Origin of the sequence: Halothiobacillus sp. (assembly GCF_027346185.1) — a bacterium.
Classification (GTDB): domain Bacteria; phylum Pseudomonadota; class Gammaproteobacteria; order Halothiobacillales; family Halothiobacillaceae; genus Halothiobacillus.
Genome location: NZ_DAIESY010000126.1, coordinates 1 through 15,931, shown reverse-complemented (window position 1 = coordinate 15,931; position 15,931 = coordinate 1). Strand labels below are relative to the sequence as shown.

Below are 15,931 nucleotides of genomic sequence, written 5' to 3'. Positions count from 1 at the left end.
ATACCCACGTAGCAAAGGATGCGTCGCGCGATCAGACCGGCGATCTGCACCGACGTGACGTCGCCGCGCGGGGTCTGAATCCAGAGGGCATTGCGCTCGTTTTCGGTGGACGCCTTGTCGAGGTCCGCGTTGACGAAGCTGCCGGGGACATACCAGCGGCCCTTGATCTCGCCGTAGACCGGACTCTTGTTCGAATGCACGTTGAACACATTCATGAATACGCTGATTTTCAGCGCGTCGCGATCCAGATACGGATCATTGACCTTCTCCACCGCGACAATGCGCCCATCAGCCGGGGAGATTACCGCGTCGACGTCCGTTGGCGGCACGCGTGCCGGGTCGCGGAAGAACTGGAATGCGAAAACCGCCCATATCCAGAACGGAATCGACCAGTAGCCGATCAGCCAGGTCGCGATCAACGCTGCCGCGAACGCTGCCAGCAAAATCAGCCAGCCCTCGCGGGCGATAAGGGGATGTGTCATAGCAGGGGTCAGGGGTCAGGATTCAGGGGGGGCCAGTATTAACGGAGAACCAGTAGGCAGCGCAGCCACAAAATCCCTGATCCCTGAATCCCGACCCCTGATCCCTAATTAGTTTTTGGTGTGATCGACCAGCTTGTTCGCCGTGATCCACGGCATCATCGCGCGGAGCTTGCCGCCCACGACCTCGATCTGGTGCGCGGCGTTGTTGCGGCGCCAGGCGGTCATCTCGGGGTAGTTGGCCTGGCCTTCGAGGATGAAGCGCTTGGCGTAGGCGCCGTTCTGGATGTTGGCCAGGCACTCCTTCATCGCGGCACGCGACTGCTCGTTGATGACCTTGACGCCGGTGACGTACTCGCCGTACTCCGCGTTGTTGGAGATCGAGTAGTTCATGTTGGCGATGCCGCCTTCGTACATCAGGTCGACGATCAGCTTCAGCTCGTGCAGGCACTCGAAGTAGGCCATCTCGGGCGCGTAGCCCGCCTCGACCAGGGTGTCGAAGCCGGCCTTGACCAGCTCCACGGCGCCGCCGCACAGCACGGCCTGTTCACCGAACAGGTCGGTCTCGGTCTCGTCCTTGAAGGTGGTCTCGATGATGCCAGTGCGGCCGCCACCGATCGCGGAAGCGTAGGACAGCGCGAGATCGCGCGCCTTGCCCGAAGCGTCCTGAAACACGGCGATCAGGTCGGGAATGCCGCCGCCCTTGACGAACTCGGAGCGCACGGTGTGGCCCGGTGCCTTTGGCGCGATCATGATGACATCGAGGTCGGCACGCGGCACAACCTGGTTGTACAGGATGGCGAAACCATGGGCGAAAGCCAATGTAGCACCTTGCTTGAGGTTCGGCTCGATGTCGTTACGGTAAATGGCAGACTGGTACTCATCGGGGGTGAGGATCATGATGACGTCGGCCGCGGCAACTGCCTCATCGACAGGTAGAACGGTCAGGCCTCCAGCTTGGGCCTTGCGCGCCGAAGCGGACCCCGGACGCAGGCCAACCACTACGCTTACACCAGAATCCTTGAGGTTCAGGGCGTGGGCGTGGCCTTGTGAACCATAACCGATGATGGCGACTTTCTTGCCTTGGATCAGCGTCAGGTCACAGTCTTTGTCGTAATACACTTGCATGGAAAAATCTCCAGATAACAAAATAAAGTCGGATAAAAAATCAGATCTGCGAGCGCATCAGGCCTCGGGCACGGACATACCACGCGGACCGCGCGCAATTCCGAGCGCGCCGGAGCGTACGATTTCAACCACCGGGATCTCACCCAGCGCCGAAAGAAACGCGTCCAGCTTGTGTCCCGGCCCCACCATCTGGATGGTGTAACTTGTTTCGCTGACATCGATAATCTGGCCACGGAAAATTTCGGCCAGACGGTAGACCTCTTCCCGATAGCGCTCGACGGCCTGCACCTTAATAAGCATGAGTTCACGCTCGATATGAGGGGCATCCGCCATGTCCTGAACCTTGATCACATCAATCAACTTGTTGAGCTGCTTGATGATCTGCTCGATGATCTGTTCGTCACCGCGCGTGACCAGGGTCAACCGCGACAAGGTTTCGTCGACGGTGGGTGCAACGCAGAGCGATTCAATGTTGTAACCGCGTGCGGAAAATAAACCGGCGACCCGCGATAGGGCGCCTGCTTCGTTTTCAATCAAAATTGAGATGATGTGCCGCATGTCTTATACCAGAATCATTTCATTCAAACCGGCACCGGCTGGCACCATCGGATATACGTTCTCGGTCGGGTCGGTCTGAAAATCCATGAAGACCAGCCGATCGCGCAGGGCGAACGCCTCGCGCAAGGCCCCCTCGACATCGGATGCCTTTTCGATCCGCATACCCACGTGACCATAAGATTCCGCCAGCTTGACGAAATCCGGCAGGGCTTCCATATAGCTCATGGCGTAACGGCCGGAATAGAAGAACTCCTGCCACTGACGCACCATGCCAAGATAGCGGTTGTTCAGACTGACGACCTTGATGGGCAAGTGATACTGCAATGCCGTGGACAGTTCCTGCGTACACATCTGGATACTGCCTTCGCCCGTCACACAGACGACTTCTTCGTCCGGGAAGGCGAACTTGGCCCCTAGTGCCGCCGGCAGACCAAAACCCATCGTCCCCAAGCCGCCGGAGTTCAACCAGCGGTTCGGCTTGTCGAAACCATAATACTGGGCAGCCCACATCTGATGCTGGCCCACATCGGACGCCACGAACGCGTCTCCCTTGGTGATTTCCCAGACTTTCTGCACCACATACTGAGGTTTGATCACCTCGCCGTTGGTCTTGTAGTCGAGGCAGCGCATTTCGCGCCACTGCTCGATCTGCGCCCACCAGGCGGCGATGGCTTCTTTCTGCTTGGCACCGCCCGCGTCTTCGATCAAAGGCAGCATTTCTTCCAGTACGGATTTGACCGAACCAACGATTGGCACGTCCACAACAACATTCTTGGAAATGGACGCGGGATCAATATCGATGTGCACGATCTTAGCGGTCGGACAGAACTTGGCGAGATTGCCCGTCACTCGGTCATCGAAGCGCGCGCCGATGGCGATGAGCACATCACAGTGATGCATCCCCATGTTCGCTTCATAAGTGCCGTGCATACCCAGCATGCCGAGGAACTGCCGGTCACTCGCCGGGTACGCACCCAATCCCATCAATGTATTTGTGATCGGATAATTGAGCAGGCGGGCAAACCGGGTCAGTTGCTCAGCCGCACGGCCCAGCACGACGCCGCCACCGGAATAGATCATCGGCCGTTCGGCGTTGACGATCAGGTCAACAGCCTTGCGAATCTGACCGCTATGCCCTTTCACCGTCGGGTGATAGGAACGCAAGGAAACAGATTGGGGATATTCGAATGGAATCAGCACACGGGGATCGGTGACATCCTTGGGAATATCGACCACGACCGGCCCGGGCCGTCCGGTCGTCGCAATATAGAAGGCCTTTTTCATTGTATCGGCCAGATCACGGACATCCTTGACGAGGAAGTTGTGTTTGACGCAAGGGCGCGTAATGCCGACGCTATCGACTTCCTGAAACGCATCATTGCCGATGAGACTGGTTGGCACCTGTCCGGTAATCACAACCAGCGGAATCGAATCCATGTGCGCGGTGGCAATACCGGTGACGGCATTGGTTGCGCCCGGGCCGGACGTCACCAGAACGACACCCGGTTTGCCCGTTGCGCGTGCATAGCCATCCGCCATGTGCACGGCACCCTGTTCATGACGAACCAGGATATGTTGAACCTGCTCCTGCTGGAACAAAGCATCATAAATGTGTAGAACGGCGCCACCGGGATAGCCGAATACAGCCTCTACCCCTTCAGCCTTCAAGCATTCCACCAGGATTTGACCACCGGACAATTCCACGAGCGTTCTCTCTTATTTTTTATTGAAAGACAAGGCCTTGCCCGAAAAGGTGCTATTGATAAGGCACCAACTCGACCCAAGGCCTAATGTTTTTTTGGCGCTCATAAAGCGCCACAGGACACCTGACAAACACCCGTCTGAATTCGCAGTTACAGGACTAATAATTATCAGCCTAATCAACCGCCCTGCGAAAACAAATGAATCCAAGCGGATTAATATAGCGCTTTATGAACCAAATTGCATCGCCGAGTTTCCCACTTGTGCCAACAACGAGCAGTGCGCCACCAAGATCGCATGATAAATGGGCAACCTGTTTGCTAAAAGCCACCAAACCCATTGTCTGAATTAGACACCAATGCACCGCCCATCGCCTTTTGCAATACTTTTTTGATTGCATCCGGCGAGCTGCGCAGTTTGAAGAAGGAGGCATGGCCGCCCATCATCGGCAAATCAGGGAAGAAAAGCGCCATACGGAATCGTAGGTTCAGTGCCTCTGCTTCCTTGTTGTTCAAAAGTACTTCATAAGGCAGGAAGGCGTAGCGGTGTGGCATTCCGCTGTCCACAGCATCGACCAGCGCCACTCCATTGGCGTTGTTGTCCTTAACTCCAGACAGATCCACACCGAACACTTCCTGATCCTTGCCCGGAATCTTTATTTTATATACCAGGCCGACACCATCCTTTTTCGCCGCCAACCGACTGAGGATCTTCTGCTCCGCTGTAGAAAAACTAGGGTACCCCCCCAAATCAACCGGATCATTGAAGGTTTCCATGCCGAAGCCGTATTGATAATTGGCCAGCTGTTCCACCGTTCGCGGCTTGGAACCAAAGGTCTTCTCAGCGCCCAGAATGTTCGCCAATGCTTTGGCGACGGACTCATTATCTGATGCCAAGTGGTAACCGGCCGCCACATAGGGCGGATTCATGTAGGTCACATAGGTTTTACCCTCATGTTCCTCCAGAGAAACACTGAGCGCAGCACCGTAACCACCCCGTGGCGTCTCAGAAGCTGTGGTCAGCATGGCCGGGCTGGTGATGGAGAGCACCGTGACATTCTTCAAGGGCGAGTACTGCCCAACCACTTCAAAGCCACCTTTCATCAGTTTCGACTGAACCGTGCTCACTGCATCAGACAAAGGAAGCGATAATGCGGCTCCCTCAACGAAAGGCTGCAAACCGGCTGCGGCATAGGCAAAAGGCGCAATCAATAAGGACAGGATCACCAAAAACACAAGGCGCGCGGACTTCATCATCAAACCACCCCTGAAAAAACTTTAATTATGATCAAACAATCCTCGGGAAGGTCTGCACAAATGCAGACCTTCCCGTGCAGGGCATGGATGCCCTGCCACTCAATGACTTAAGTCATTGAAATGTATAACACAAGACGAGCATGTACCGGCTTGTGCGTTTCTGCAGGAAGCCATGGATGGATTCGTGCAGAGTTTCCCTCGGGAACCTCGAAAAATCCCATCTTTGGGATTTTTCGAGGACGTTCGTCACGCGAAACCAACATCGTTGCAGGAAGCAAAGATGGAACGCCTTGCGTTTCCCGAAGGGCTGGATACAAGGATGTATCCAGCGGCAACGAACTTGCGCTACTTCAATCGTCTGCGCGATTGCGCGGCACCACATCCCTGTGGTGCACGAGCACCTCAAATCAAAAGGTTTTTCGAGGTACCCCTTCCTGAAACAATAACCAGGAATCATACCAACCTATTCATATATATAGTGAAACAGCCATCTGGCAGGCAAACTGATAAAAACTTGCAACGCCGGCCAGCTCCACCCCCTGAATCAATTCATCCGATTGCAGCCCCAGTGCCATCACGGAATCTGAACAGGCAATCAACCGAACCCCCTCCTCCTGTGCGATCGAACGCATTTCAACCAGTGCGGCATCCTGCACACTCCGCTGTAAAAACCGCACACCGGTTTGTGTAAAGAAAATAGCAGAGGGATCTTCTGCCGCCATGGCGGCGAGTGAAAGCGACAAGGCAGTCCGGACAGAACCGGGATCGTCACGGGAAAGAATGAGCGCCATACCACCCCAATTCTGTTTACGGGCCATGTCTGGGATGGATTCATTCACGATGATTTGGCCAGAGTGATTTTGAAGAACTCAGGCGATGTGGGCTCACGCTCGACACCAATGAATTCATGACCGGTTTGCAGGCAATAGGCCTTGAAGTCCGCGGGAGCGCCCAGATCCGTCGCCCAGATCTGGAGGTACGCACCAGGCGCAGCCGTGGAGAGAAAACGACGGGCGCGCAGCAAGGGCATTGGACAGCGCAAACCTCGAGCATCGATCACTTCCACCGATTACTCGGGGGTGACCAGGGGTAGTCCGGAACCTGCCCAGTACATCACACCGCCGTCGAGATTATGCAATCTGGTCACCCCCTGCCCAACAAGGAAGTGACATGCCTGGGCGGAGCGGGCGCCACTATGACAATAGATCACAACATCCTTATCCGTTTTGAATTGCTCCACATTCATGGGCACAAGGTGCAACGGTATCAATTTGGCTCCCTTGATCACACCCCGCATCGTTTCCGAAGGCCCGCGGACATCAACCAGCAGCACCTCATCAAGGCGGCGCAGCAATTCTTCCGGTGCAATATTCTGAAAACTGGACATACCGATACTCACTAAAATCAAATGTTTAAATAAATTTAAAGAACCTCTAATTTAGCAGGAGGTTCCGTGCAGCACAGCGTTGTGCCGCCATGAACGATCACAAACATGATTGTTCATGAAGAAAATCAAAAATCGCATTTTTGATTTTCAATCTCTGGACATGCCAGGATGGAATTACTCAGGGCCCCCATGAAGATACAAGGTCAAACAGACACAACCACACGAACTTATACCTTAAGAGGAGCAATTGATACCACAATCACGCACTCACCAACATGCAAAATATTTTCCCCTGTATACAAATTTCGAATTTCAAGGCAAAGCAAGCCGACAAAAGAAGCGCGAATTGAAAAAAGGGGTAGCGCGTTGAGACCAAGGGTCATAATATTGAAAAATCGGACTGTTTAATAAAAAAAACGAAAAAACAACACCGTTTTCACAAAAAGCAGCGAAGGAATATAGGCAAACGCTAATATTTACCGGGCCCTGGATACAGAAATAAACCATGTCCGTATAAAAATTTTTTTATTTGTGTCGTGCCACATAACCTCTACAGTGAGTAGGGTCAAATGACAAGAAAACCACCAAAACCATCTTGACGCCCAGAGCGACCAATGAGGAGAGGATGACAATGACACCAAAAATTCGGGCATTAACACAAGCAGGCTCCGCTGTACTAGTGGCGGCGAGCCTCTTCATGGCAGGGCAGGCCTTAGCGGCGGACTCGGCGCTCACCAAGAGCCAGCAAGAGGGCAAAGAGATCGCCTTTACCAAAAGCGAAGGTAACTGCCTCGCCTGCCACAGCATCGCCGATGGCACGCAAGCCGGTAACATCGGGCCGGCCCTGATCGCCATGAAAATTCGCTATCCAAAAAAAGAAGACCTGTTCGACGTTATTTGGGATCCACGTGAGAAGTTCGGCAAGGGAGTGATCATGCCTCCTTTCGGCGAACACAAAATTCTGACTAAAGAGCAGATCGAGAAAGTCGTCGATTATCTGTACACGCTCTAAGCACAGACACCCCCAAGTGACCACCAAGGAGCTCTCAAGAATGAAAAAAGTTTTAACCAGTATGTTATTGGCCAGTATCTGCACCGGTATCAGTGCCGCAAATGCCGCATCCGGATATAGCGACCACAATCCAAAGGACAGTAATAACCCAGCCGAGTTCGCCAAGGAATTCCGTAACTTCTATTACCAGAATTTCCCACAAATCCCCCACGACAAATACAACATGGGCGTCTACGCCTTCAACGAGGATGCGTACAGCCAATATAAGGACATGATGGAGTTCCCGCCCCAGGATGACTACATCGCCAAAGGCAAGAAATTCTGGGAAGACTACCGTCTGCCCAACGGCAAACCTCTTTCTTCCTGTGTTGGCGAAGCCAAAGGGCTGCGCGCAAAGTATCCGTACTTCAACATCAAGGACGGCAAGGTTCACAACCTTGAAGATGACCTCATCAATTGCCAGATCAATGCCGGGGTACCGAAGGACGAGTCACTGGGTTCAAAAAAGGCATATAACGATCTTGCCAGCGTTTCGGCCTACCTTGCCAGGATGTCCGACGGCATGAAAGTCAACGTGGAAATCCCCGATGATCCCCGCGCCGTAGAAGCATTCAATAACGGCAAGCATATGTTTTTCCGCAAGACTGGGCAGCTGAACTTCTCTTGCGCGGATTGCCACATGTATCATGCAACGCAAAAAGTTCGCTCTGAAACACTCCACACAGGCATCGGCAACACAACGGGCTTCCCGGTCTATCGTTACAGCAAGCAAGGCATGTTCACCCTGAACAAGCGACTGTTCGGCTGCATGCGCGACACGCGAACCATTCCGTTCAAGCAGTATTCATCGAGTATGCTTGACCTGGAATACTTCCTGGCCTATATCGATAACGGGCTGGAAATCAACGGACCGGCTCTGCGTAAGTAATCGGCAACAAGTCTGATCGCAAACAAAGCCAGCATCAGCTGGCTTTTTATTTGTCCTCAGATCAAGATCATCACGCCGATAAAGACACAGCCCCCGATGAGCAGTGACAAACCGAAATGTCGCAGGATGAACTGTACGATTTCCTCCCGCGTCCGTTCAACCCGCTGGTGCCAGTCAAGAAAACGGCGCAAGAGAAAAAAGGCCGCTATCAGGCCGACAACCACGAAGGCGAGTGCTAATCCATACTGATGGGCCCATTTCAGTACCGGGCGAATGTAACTGCCGAAAAAGTAGCCCAGAATGATGAATTCGCTGATGCCGATAATCACCGCCGGCGTGTTGAATCGGACGAACGTGCCATAATTCAGTCGGAAAATGCCCGCCAATGTGGGCGTAATCCATGACAACGGCCCACTCAATCGAGCAATGAATACGGCCGAAGCACCCCGCTTCTCGAAGAAGGCCACCCCCTTTTCATAGTTCTCCCGGTGCACCATCCGCCCGATCAACGGCCAATGCTGTAAACGATCAAACAGTCCGTTCCCGTAACGATAGCCAAGCCAGTAACTCAGGTTGTCACCCAGAATACCCCCGCTGAACAGCACGAGCATGACCACCCAGACATCAAGAACCCCCAAACCCGCCAGAACGGCACCGGCAAGAAAGAAGACCTCACCTAATACCACGAGTGAGAACGGGATGAGTGTCTCGAGGAAGGCACCAAAAAATAAAATGACGTAAGCCGTGTGTTGATGTTGCTGAAGAAACGGTATCGCCTGTTCGAAGGACGCCAGATCAGCGAATGACATCGTATCCCCGTTTCCGTTTCATACTCAGAGGCATCAGCGCCTCAAACAACCATTTCAGGCTTTGCTTGAGATAACCACGCACTTCAAATCGCCGGGTCGACGTGGCTACCTGATCACTGGGAATAAAGAAGAATCGACCGTACCGACGACACTCACGAATGAAGGTCAGATCCTCCGCAAAACGCAATTCCGGATGAAAGCCAATGCCGCGACCGATCGGCGCCCGCGCCAACTGAATTGAGTACGAACTCCGCGTCATTCGATGGACGAAGTCATACATTCTGAACCAGAGATGGTCGTACCAGTGATGGGTGTTCAGGGGTTGAACACGGGTGGTTCCAATCGCAAGACTCTCGGACCCGTGCTGATTGATCCAGCGATTGAACTGCCGCAACGCATTAGGCGCTAGATGGGTATCGGCATCGCAAAAAATCACCCATTCCGACTGGACGTTCACGGCCGCCAATCCTGCATTCTTGGCTTTGGACACACCAAGATCGCTTTGGATGGCGCGAACGGATAACCGATCATCGCCAAACATAACATATCGTTCGGCAATGGCCCAGGTGGCGTCGGTTGAACCATTTTCGACGATGATGATTTCCATCCGATCCACTGGATAGTTTTGCGTCAGCAGACAATCCAGGGTCGAAGCCAGAATCGACTCTTCATTGTGCGCAGGCACGATCACGGAGAAAAAGTGTTTATACAGTGCTTCGCTCATGGACGACTGAATTCTGTGCACCGTCTCCTGCGTGCGCCAGGGCGGATCGAAGCGTCGGGTATTCTCAGTTTCAGCGAGTGCGGCGACCAGGTCGAATGCCTTTGCCTGATCCCGACTGACAAAGTAGTTCAGACTATCGAGGTAATATCCCAGGTATTCCTGCTCCGTCTGATTGGGTGTTGGGATTAGTAGCGCCCGTTTATCGTGTTCCACGAGATCCATGACCGTGGTGTATCCGGCCCGCGAAACCACACATTGGGCGCGGGCAAACAAAGACTGTCGCAGAGGCCCAGTTGCCAGCGGGTAGACCTCGAGCAACTCACTGACTGCGTCTCGATACTGCGCGGGATCGGCCTCGGCATCGCCGAGCACAAAAACTTTCTTGCCGGGCAAATTTTTTGCCTGCACCAGCAGGTCACGAACAAACGCACCTTTATGCTCGTGCAGATACCCACTGATGACGAACAGATAATCGATGTCCCGCTCCTGCTCCTGCTCTTGGTGCGGGTAGGACGACATTATCCCAACGTACTCGCGCCGGGTGTGTTGCAAAACTGCCGTATGGGACAAATTCCCGGTCAGATTCAAACTCGGGCACGGATAATCTGGGATGAAAATGCAGTCGAATTTTTTCAATGCCGCCACGTTGAGGTGATCGCTCAACCAGCTGACTTCCTGCAACCCCTTGGGTGGTATGAAAGCAATCTGATGAGACAGTATGAACGAGGGAACCCAGCGACTGTACATACCGTAACGACCGTCGCTGAATACGAAATCATAATCACAGGCAATGGATTGAAACCGACGATGTTCTTCGCGAATTCTTCGCCAAGTGGTGAACAGATCGAGGGCTAGATAGGCGTAGAACCGCCAACCGGTCCCGCGTTCCAGCGGCGGATAATCAGACCAGTCCTGCCATTCAACTGCGGGGTGATCGGCCAACTCCAGACGCATGAAGGCCAAGGCATTACCCGTCGAAATAACCGTAACGCGGTACCCCTCGGCCAGAAACGCATGGATCAGAACCAGGCTGCGCGTGGCATGTCCCAGTCCCAGTGAACTCACCGCAAACAGGGCGCTGGGGGATGCCCCCGAATAGCGCTCGGCATGCGAACAACGCCCGGTATTTACGTTCATGATTACTGCTCGTTCAATCGTGGCATCAGCTCAACCATGTTGCATGGCCGGGTACGGAAATCCAACTGAGGATGAATAATTTGATCCCAGGCATCGCGACAGGCGCTGGTCGATCCGGGCAGTATGAACAGGTAGGTACCGTTGGCAACACCCGAAGTGGCGCGGGATTGCAAGGTTGACGTGCCGATTGACTGGAAGGACAACCACCGGAAGAGTTCACCGAAACCCTCGATTTCCTTGTCGAGCAGCGGTATCACTGCTTCTGGCGTGCCGTCGCGCCCGGTCAGTCCGGTACCGCCCGTCGTGATAATGACCTGACACACCGGGTTGGCAATCCACGCTGAAACCACCGCACGAATCGCGTACTTGTCATCACGAACGATCTGCCGGTCGTACAACCGGTGCCCTCCATCAATCACTCTCCCCTGCAATAAATCACCCGAAGGATCATTCTTAAGAGAGCGGGTATCCGATACCGTCAGTACAGCAATATTCAGAGGGACAAATGCACGCGTGTTCATTCACAAGCCTTCATTCATGAGTAGTTTATTTGGGCGGGATGTCATCGGCTGGCAAGCCTTGAGCGCATTTTTTACAGACCAACGACTTCCCGATCATCGAACGCCTTCCGGCTTCGGTTTCAATCCACGGGCGATTGATCCAGGGTGGTTGATGACGCGTATGTTGATGGTGACCACACGCCAATCGGGCGAACCAATCGCCCAGCTCATCCCGGTGGAACGACACAATAGCAGAACTGAACGTCTGTTCTGTGACACGTGCCATGAACGCCGTTTCGTATCCTAAAGCGCGATCAGTCGCACGGTGAAGCCCAAAGGTCATGCTCGTCAGCGGCCGTTATTTCAACCTCGACGAAGTCACCAGGACGCACATCTGTCACGTCCGGCAGGAAGACGACGCCATCGATTTCCGGTGCATCACCGGGGCCGCGACCCACGGCTCCGGACTCGTCCACTTCGTCGATCAGAATAGCCATGCGCTGCCCCACCTTGGCGGCCAACTTTGCCGCGCTGATTTCGGCCTGTTTTGCCATGAACCGCTCAAGCCGCTCCTGCTTGAGCGACTCCGGCACGGGGTTGGCCAGCTGATTTGCCGTGGCACCCTCGACAGGCGAATAGGTAAAGGCACCGACTCGATCAAGCTGCGCTTCATCGAGGAAATCGAGCAATTGCTGGAAGTCATCCTCGGTCTCGCCAGGGAAGCCGACGATAAAGGTCGAACGCAAGGTCAGATCAGGGCAGATATCTCGCCATGTACGGATTCGCTCCAACACGTTCTCACTGGAGGCCGGACGCTTCATCGCCTTTAGAATGCGCGGGCTGGCGTGCTGGAACGGGATATCGAGGTAAGGCAGCACCCAGCCCTCAGCCATTAACGGAATGACCTCATCCACATGCGGATAGGGATAGACGTAATGCAGTCGAATCCAGGCATCCATCTGCCCAAGTTCAGCCGCCAGCTCCCTGAAACGGGTCTTGACCGGTTTGCCGCCGAAGAAATCGAGCTTGTAACGTGTATCCAGACCATATGCGCTGGTATCCTGAGAAACCACCAGCAGTTCGCGTACCCCGGCATTCACCAGATTCTGGGCTTCGGTGAGCACCTCGCCCACAGGGCGACTCACGAGATCGCCCCGCATGCTCGGAATGATGCAGAAGCTGCAACGATGGTTGCAGCCTTCAGATATTTTCAGATAAGCGTAATGCCTGGGGGTGAGTTTGATACCGACCTTGGATTCGAAATCCGAAACTTCCGTCTGAACGCGAGGTGCCGGCATCAAATCGACGAAGGGATCGTGCCGGGGCGGCAAATGTTGATGAACCGCCCCCATCACTTCGCCGTAAGCCTGCGGACCTGTGATAGCGAGTACGCTCGGATGTGTCTGGCGGATCAACTCACCCTCGTCACGCGCGCCCAGACAACCGGTCACGATGACTTTACCGTTCTCGGCCAGCGCTTCACCGATCGCATCCAGCGATTCTTGCGTAGCCGAGTCGATGAAACCACAGGTATTCACGATAACGAGTTCCGCATCCTGATAATCACTCGATAATGCGTAGCCTTCGGCACGCAGCTGGGTCAGGATGCGCTCGGAATCGACCAAAGCCTTGGGGCACCCCAGGCTGACAAAACCCACGCGGGGCGAAAAAGAACTCATATGCTCGAAAACCTGGTTGCTTATTCGGAGGGTGTACCAGACTGATGATCGACCGATGCTGACCGGGCCTCATAGTCCTCAAGCCGTCCATCATCATATTGCTTGTGAATTTTGAGATTGTTGCGCTCGGCGAATTGCAGAACCGAGTCGAACATCGCCGGGTTCTGGGTCTGCAATTCAGGTTCGATGGCGAGCACTTTCTGTCCATCCAATGAGGCGGGATGTAGACGGTTGGAAAATACCAGCCGGTGCAGATCGAAAGTCGCATCCCAACTGGCCAAACGATCAATCCAGTCACTCGGACGAAAACGCGCACCCGATTTTGTAACAGATTCAATGAGATAACGGAAATGCATGGGATCGCTCATAATGAATACTTTTCTTGAGTTTCAAACCGATCAGAGAATACCGTGCTGTCGACACACAGCCACCGTAAAACAAAATCGCTTTGCATTCTAAATTAATTAATAGACAAAAGCACTTGGAAGCCTTGTCCAATATAAAAAGAGTCTCGAGTAAGCTGCAACGGGACCGGGCTCCGTTCATGATGCAGGGATGAAAGCCATCATAAAACTTGAAGAGTTAAGGACGATTGATCAACTGAACAGTTTTCTGTCCAACACCGAGAAGGTGACCTTCTAGGTCATAGGCGGCAAGGACACCTGCTACCGCGGGATTCAGGGGGGGGGAACCGGTCAGGTTCAAGTCTATCCGAATTTTGTGAGTAAGGTATACGCACTACTTCCAAAGAGGAACGCGATATGACCGAACAGCAAACCAAATCCAGAAGCGCTCCCTACAAACTCGGCACGGATTATCTATGAATCTTAGGCCCCCGAAAGAGTCTCATGCTTCATGGGAAAGAAGATGCCCGCAAGCAGTCGCCTGACGTACTGCACGAGAGACGCAAGCAGGTAATACGCTTATACCGGAAAAAGATGCTCGTCATCCTGATTGTTAAACACGCCGGCCTGAGCTGGTCAGCGGTCAACCCCGCGATCTGGCTATGGGCTTGCTAGGGTGAGCGGAAGACAGTATCTGCAGCGGTGCAAGCTTGGCGCTGACACCCTACCATGCCACTGAACAGCGCGCCTAGGCCGAAGGGACAGAGATTTATTAGGGGGATGAAACAGCGGTCATAGATATCGACGTTCGTGGCCGCGGTTACGCGCCAGTGGGTCAAACCCTGGTGACCTACGCAGTCGGCGGCACACGCCAGAAGCTAACGACAAAAAAATATCAACGATTGCCACCGTCACCAACCAAGGTAGGACCCGCTGGATAATCATTAACGAGGCATTCAACTCAGACAGGCTCATTGAGTTTCTTGTGGCCTTATCAAGGATGCCGATAAAAAGGTCTTCCTGATTCTCGATAATCTGCGTTTTCATCACAGCAAGCCATTTAAGACTTGGGTTGGAAAACTTAAAGACCTGATCGAGTCGTTTTATCTCCCCCAGCGACAGCCCAGAGTTCAACTCAGAAGAGCGGCTCAATGTCGATTTGAAACAGGCGATCACTACCATGGTGCCGGCACGCACCAAATCCAAGCTGAAAGCCGCTGCAACCGAGCACATGCAGACGTTGGAGAAATCTCCCGAGCGGGTGATAACGTTCTTTCAGGATGCGCGAGTTTAATATGCAGCCTGATTCATGGATAATTCGTGCCGAGTCGATACCCAGCCATAGTCTCCTATCAGGCTAGGGCTTTGTTACTTCCTCCAAGGAAGACAGCCATTCAAGCGCCTGGGCTTGCGATGCTCCACACATATCAATGCTCGGGCTCAATCCTGAACAGCAACGAGGACGCTCCGGTTTGCCGAAAATCGCACACCGAAAGTCATCAGTCAGTTGAACGCAAGCAACCACTGCTGGTTTACCGTTCGGCATACCCGGAATCGGGCTCGAGATCGAGGGGGCGATACAACACGCCCCGCACCCGGTACGACACTTGATGGAATGAGTACCAGTCATGAGAAGTACCTTGTTCGTTATGTTCGGTACTGGAACATTAATAGAGGGCGTGTCCCTGCCCTCGCTTGCACAGAGTTTTCTGTACAACTGGGCGCTAAAGCCCATGAATTACATCAAGAGGTTCATCAATCTCTTTAGCAGTCTTCGCAGTAACTGCCGCTGTAATAACAAAGGAATCACTACGATTAATGAAGCCCATCTGCACACAACAATTGATACACAGTTAACGGATCCAGGGGGTTGAAGCCGCCACCAGCACCCAAAGCTTACGTGAGGCATCGACCGAAGAAGAGACTACAAAAGGCCCACATTGAGCTCTACATAAAAAACCCATCGCACATCTAACTCGTTGAAACACAAGGGGTTATAATAAGTGGCGGAGAAAGAGGGATTCGAACCCTCGATAGAGTTTCCCCTATACACCCTTAGCAGGGGTGCGCCTTCAGCCACTCGGCCATTTCTCCACGGGCCTGCATTCTATCGGCTAAGCACATCAAGCGCAACGGGATTCGAGGCACTGTTAGCCCAAAGCCGTAATGTCCCCTTTGTCCAATTCTAAAATGTCCCCTTTTGGTTTCGGGAGGGGTGATGGCAGAGGAGCATATTACGATGAGCTACCAAGAGGTCGACCGACTGGGGGTGATCCAGCAGGTGGTAGG

Annotated in this window: 17 protein-coding genes, 1 tRNA gene and 1 pseudogene; 3 read left to right on the top strand and 16 right to left on the bottom strand. The window is 53.5% G+C overall.

The window, feature by feature from the left end; genetic code table 11:
- The 8 genes from M7R55_RS09090 to M7R55_RS09055 form a co-directional block, all read right to left on the bottom strand.
- Positions 1–482, bottom strand: a 482-nt coding sequence (locus M7R55_RS09090) for a phosphatidylserine decarboxylase (protein ID WP_298220104.1), incomplete at its 3' end; no start/stop codon positions are given.
- Positions 483–590: 108 nt separating this feature from the next.
- A complete protein-coding gene (ilvC, locus tag M7R55_RS09085; RefSeq protein ID WP_298220103.1) occupies positions 591–1,607 on the bottom strand; it encodes a ketol-acid reductoisomerase in 1,017 nt (338 codons plus the stop codon).
- Positions 1,608–1,664: 57 nt separating this feature from the next.
- Positions 1,665–2,165, bottom strand: a complete 501-nt coding sequence (ilvN, locus tag M7R55_RS09080) for an acetolactate synthase small subunit (RefSeq protein ID WP_298220102.1) — start codon at positions 2,163–2,165, stop codon at positions 1,665–1,667.
- A gap of 3 nt (positions 2,166–2,168) precedes the next feature.
- A complete protein-coding gene (locus tag M7R55_RS09075; RefSeq protein ID WP_298220101.1) occupies positions 2,169–3,869 on the bottom strand; it encodes an acetolactate synthase 3 large subunit in 1,701 nt (566 codons plus the stop codon).
- Between the two features lie 317 nt (positions 3,870–4,186).
- Complete coding sequence (locus tag M7R55_RS09070) at positions 4,187–5,101, bottom strand: hypothetical protein (RefSeq protein ID WP_298220100.1); 915 nt, start codon at positions 5,099–5,101, stop codon at positions 4,187–4,189.
- A gap of 488 nt (positions 5,102–5,589) precedes the next feature.
- A complete protein-coding gene (locus M7R55_RS09065; protein ID WP_298220099.1) occupies positions 5,590–5,940 on the bottom strand; it encodes a DsrE family protein in 351 nt (116 codons plus the stop codon).
- Between the two features lie 17 nt (positions 5,941–5,957).
- Positions 5,958–6,188: a sulfurtransferase TusA family protein gene (locus M7R55_RS09060; protein WP_298220098.1), complete on the bottom strand. Its 231-nt coding sequence runs from the start codon at positions 6,186–6,188 to the stop codon at positions 5,958–5,960.
- A 3-nt stretch (positions 6,189–6,191) separates the two neighbouring features.
- Entirely contained in the window at positions 6,192–6,509 is a 318-nt protein-coding gene (locus tag M7R55_RS09055) for a rhodanese-like domain-containing protein (protein ID WP_298220097.1), read from the bottom strand.
- Between the two features lie 631 nt (positions 6,510–7,140).
- Between M7R55_RS09055 and soxX the strand changes: the two genes are divergently transcribed.
- Both soxX and soxA read left to right on the top strand, forming a co-directional pair.
- Positions 7,141–7,521 carry a sulfur oxidation c-type cytochrome SoxX gene (gene soxX, locus M7R55_RS09050; RefSeq protein ID WP_298220096.1) on the top strand — a complete coding sequence of 127 codons (381 nt, stop codon included), beginning with the start codon at positions 7,141–7,143 and terminating at the stop codon, positions 7,519–7,521.
- A 40-nt stretch (positions 7,522–7,561) separates the two neighbouring features.
- Positions 7,562–8,449, top strand: coding sequence for a sulfur oxidation c-type cytochrome SoxA (gene soxA / locus M7R55_RS09045; protein ID WP_298220094.1), 888 nt, complete (start codon positions 7,562–7,564; stop codon positions 8,447–8,449).
- 56 nt (positions 8,450–8,505) lie between these two features.
- Here the strand turns inward: soxA and M7R55_RS09040 are convergent, their stop codons facing one another.
- From M7R55_RS09040 to M7R55_RS09015, 6 genes are read right to left on the bottom strand one after another with little or no spacing between them, the layout of a single operon-like run.
- Positions 8,506–9,258, bottom strand: a complete 753-nt coding sequence (locus M7R55_RS09040) for a DedA family protein (RefSeq protein WP_298220092.1) — start codon at positions 9,256–9,258, stop codon at positions 8,506–8,508.
- The gene (locus M7R55_RS09035) at positions 9,245–11,119 is read right to left on the bottom strand and encodes a glycosyltransferase (protein WP_298220091.1); all 1,875 of its coding nucleotides are present in this window, start codon (positions 11,117–11,119) and stop codon (positions 9,245–9,247) included. Before M7R55_RS09035 ends, M7R55_RS09040 begins: the two co-directional genes overlap by 14 nt.
- 2 nt (positions 11,120–11,121) lie before the next feature.
- Entirely contained in the window at positions 11,122–11,640 is a 519-nt protein-coding gene (gene moaB / locus M7R55_RS09030; protein WP_298220090.1) for a molybdenum cofactor biosynthesis protein B, read from the bottom strand.
- A gap of 25 nt (positions 11,641–11,665) precedes the next feature.
- On the bottom strand, positions 11,666–11,905 hold the full coding sequence (locus M7R55_RS09025; RefSeq protein ID WP_298220089.1) for a DUF3565 domain-containing protein: 240 nt from the start codon (positions 11,903–11,905) through the stop codon (positions 11,666–11,668).
- A gap of 28 nt (positions 11,906–11,933) precedes the next feature.
- Positions 11,934–13,298 (bottom strand): 30S ribosomal protein S12 methylthiotransferase RimO, encoded by a 1,365-nt coding sequence (rimO, locus tag M7R55_RS09020; RefSeq protein ID WP_298220088.1) that lies wholly within the window; start codon positions 13,296–13,298, stop codon positions 11,934–11,936.
- A gap of 20 nt (positions 13,299–13,318) precedes the next feature.
- A complete protein-coding gene (locus M7R55_RS09015) occupies positions 13,319–13,666 on the bottom strand; it encodes a DUF3579 domain-containing protein (RefSeq protein WP_298220087.1) in 348 nt (115 codons plus the stop codon).
- Positions 13,667–14,146: 480 nt separating this feature from the next.
- Here M7R55_RS09015 and M7R55_RS09010 point away from each other — a divergent pair.
- A pseudogene (locus M7R55_RS09010) lies at positions 14,147–14,936 on the top strand (IS630 family transposase).
- Positions 14,937–14,999: 63 nt separating this feature from the next.
- Here the strand turns inward: M7R55_RS09010 and M7R55_RS12270 are convergent.
- Both M7R55_RS12270 and M7R55_RS09005 read right to left on the bottom strand, forming a co-directional pair.
- Entirely contained in the window at positions 15,000–15,272 is a 273-nt protein-coding gene (locus tag M7R55_RS12270; RefSeq protein ID WP_366881177.1) for a YkgJ family cysteine cluster protein, read from the bottom strand.
- 374 nt (positions 15,273–15,646) lie between these two features.
- Positions 15,647–15,736: transfer RNA gene (locus M7R55_RS09005), tRNA-Ser, on the bottom strand.
- Positions 15,737–15,931: the final 195 nt, after the last annotated feature.

Excerpts from the sequence above, each read along its gene's own strand:
- rimO (WP_298220088.1), bottom strand. The coding sequence starts at position 13,298 with ATGAGTTCTTTTTCGCCCCGCGTGGGTTTTGTCAGCCTGGGGTGCCCC.
- M7R55_RS09065 (WP_298220099.1), bottom strand. The coding sequence starts at position 5,940 with ATGGCCCGTAAACAGAATTGGGGTGGTATGGCGCTCATTCTTTCCCGT.
- M7R55_RS09015 (WP_298220087.1), bottom strand. The coding sequence starts at position 13,666 with ATGAGCGATCCCATGCATTTCCGTTATCTCATTGAATCTGTTACAAAA.
- M7R55_RS09040 (WP_298220092.1), bottom strand. The coding sequence starts at position 9,258 with ATGTCATTCGCTGATCTGGCGTCCTTCGAACAGGCGATACCGTTTCTT.
- soxA (WP_298220094.1), top strand. The coding sequence starts at position 7,562 with ATGAAAAAAGTTTTAACCAGTATGTTATTGGCCAGTATCTGCACCGGT.
- ilvN (WP_298220102.1), bottom strand. The coding sequence starts at position 2,165 with ATGCGGCACATCATCTCAATTTTGATTGAAAACGAAGCAGGCGCCCTA.
- M7R55_RS12270 (WP_366881177.1), bottom strand. The coding sequence starts at position 15,272 with ATGACTGGTACTCATTCCATCAAGTGTCGTACCGGGTGCGGGGCGTGT.
- M7R55_RS09025 (WP_298220089.1), bottom strand. The coding sequence starts at position 11,905 with ATGGCACGTGTCACAGAACAGACGTTCAGTTCTGCTATTGTGTCGTTC.
- ilvC (WP_298220103.1), bottom strand. The coding sequence starts at position 1,607 with ATGCAAGTGTATTACGACAAAGACTGTGACCTGACGCTGATCCAAGGC.
- soxX (WP_298220096.1), top strand. The coding sequence starts at position 7,141 with ATGACACCAAAAATTCGGGCATTAACACAAGCAGGCTCCGCTGTACTA.
- M7R55_RS09035 (WP_298220091.1), bottom strand. The coding sequence starts at position 11,119 with ATGAACGTAAATACCGGGCGTTGTTCGCATGCCGAGCGCTATTCGGGG.
- moaB (WP_298220090.1), bottom strand. The coding sequence starts at position 11,640 with ATGAACACGCGTGCATTTGTCCCTCTGAATATTGCTGTACTGACGGTA.
- M7R55_RS09055 (WP_298220097.1), bottom strand. The coding sequence starts at position 6,509 with ATGTCCAGTTTTCAGAATATTGCACCGGAAGAATTGCTGCGCCGCCTT.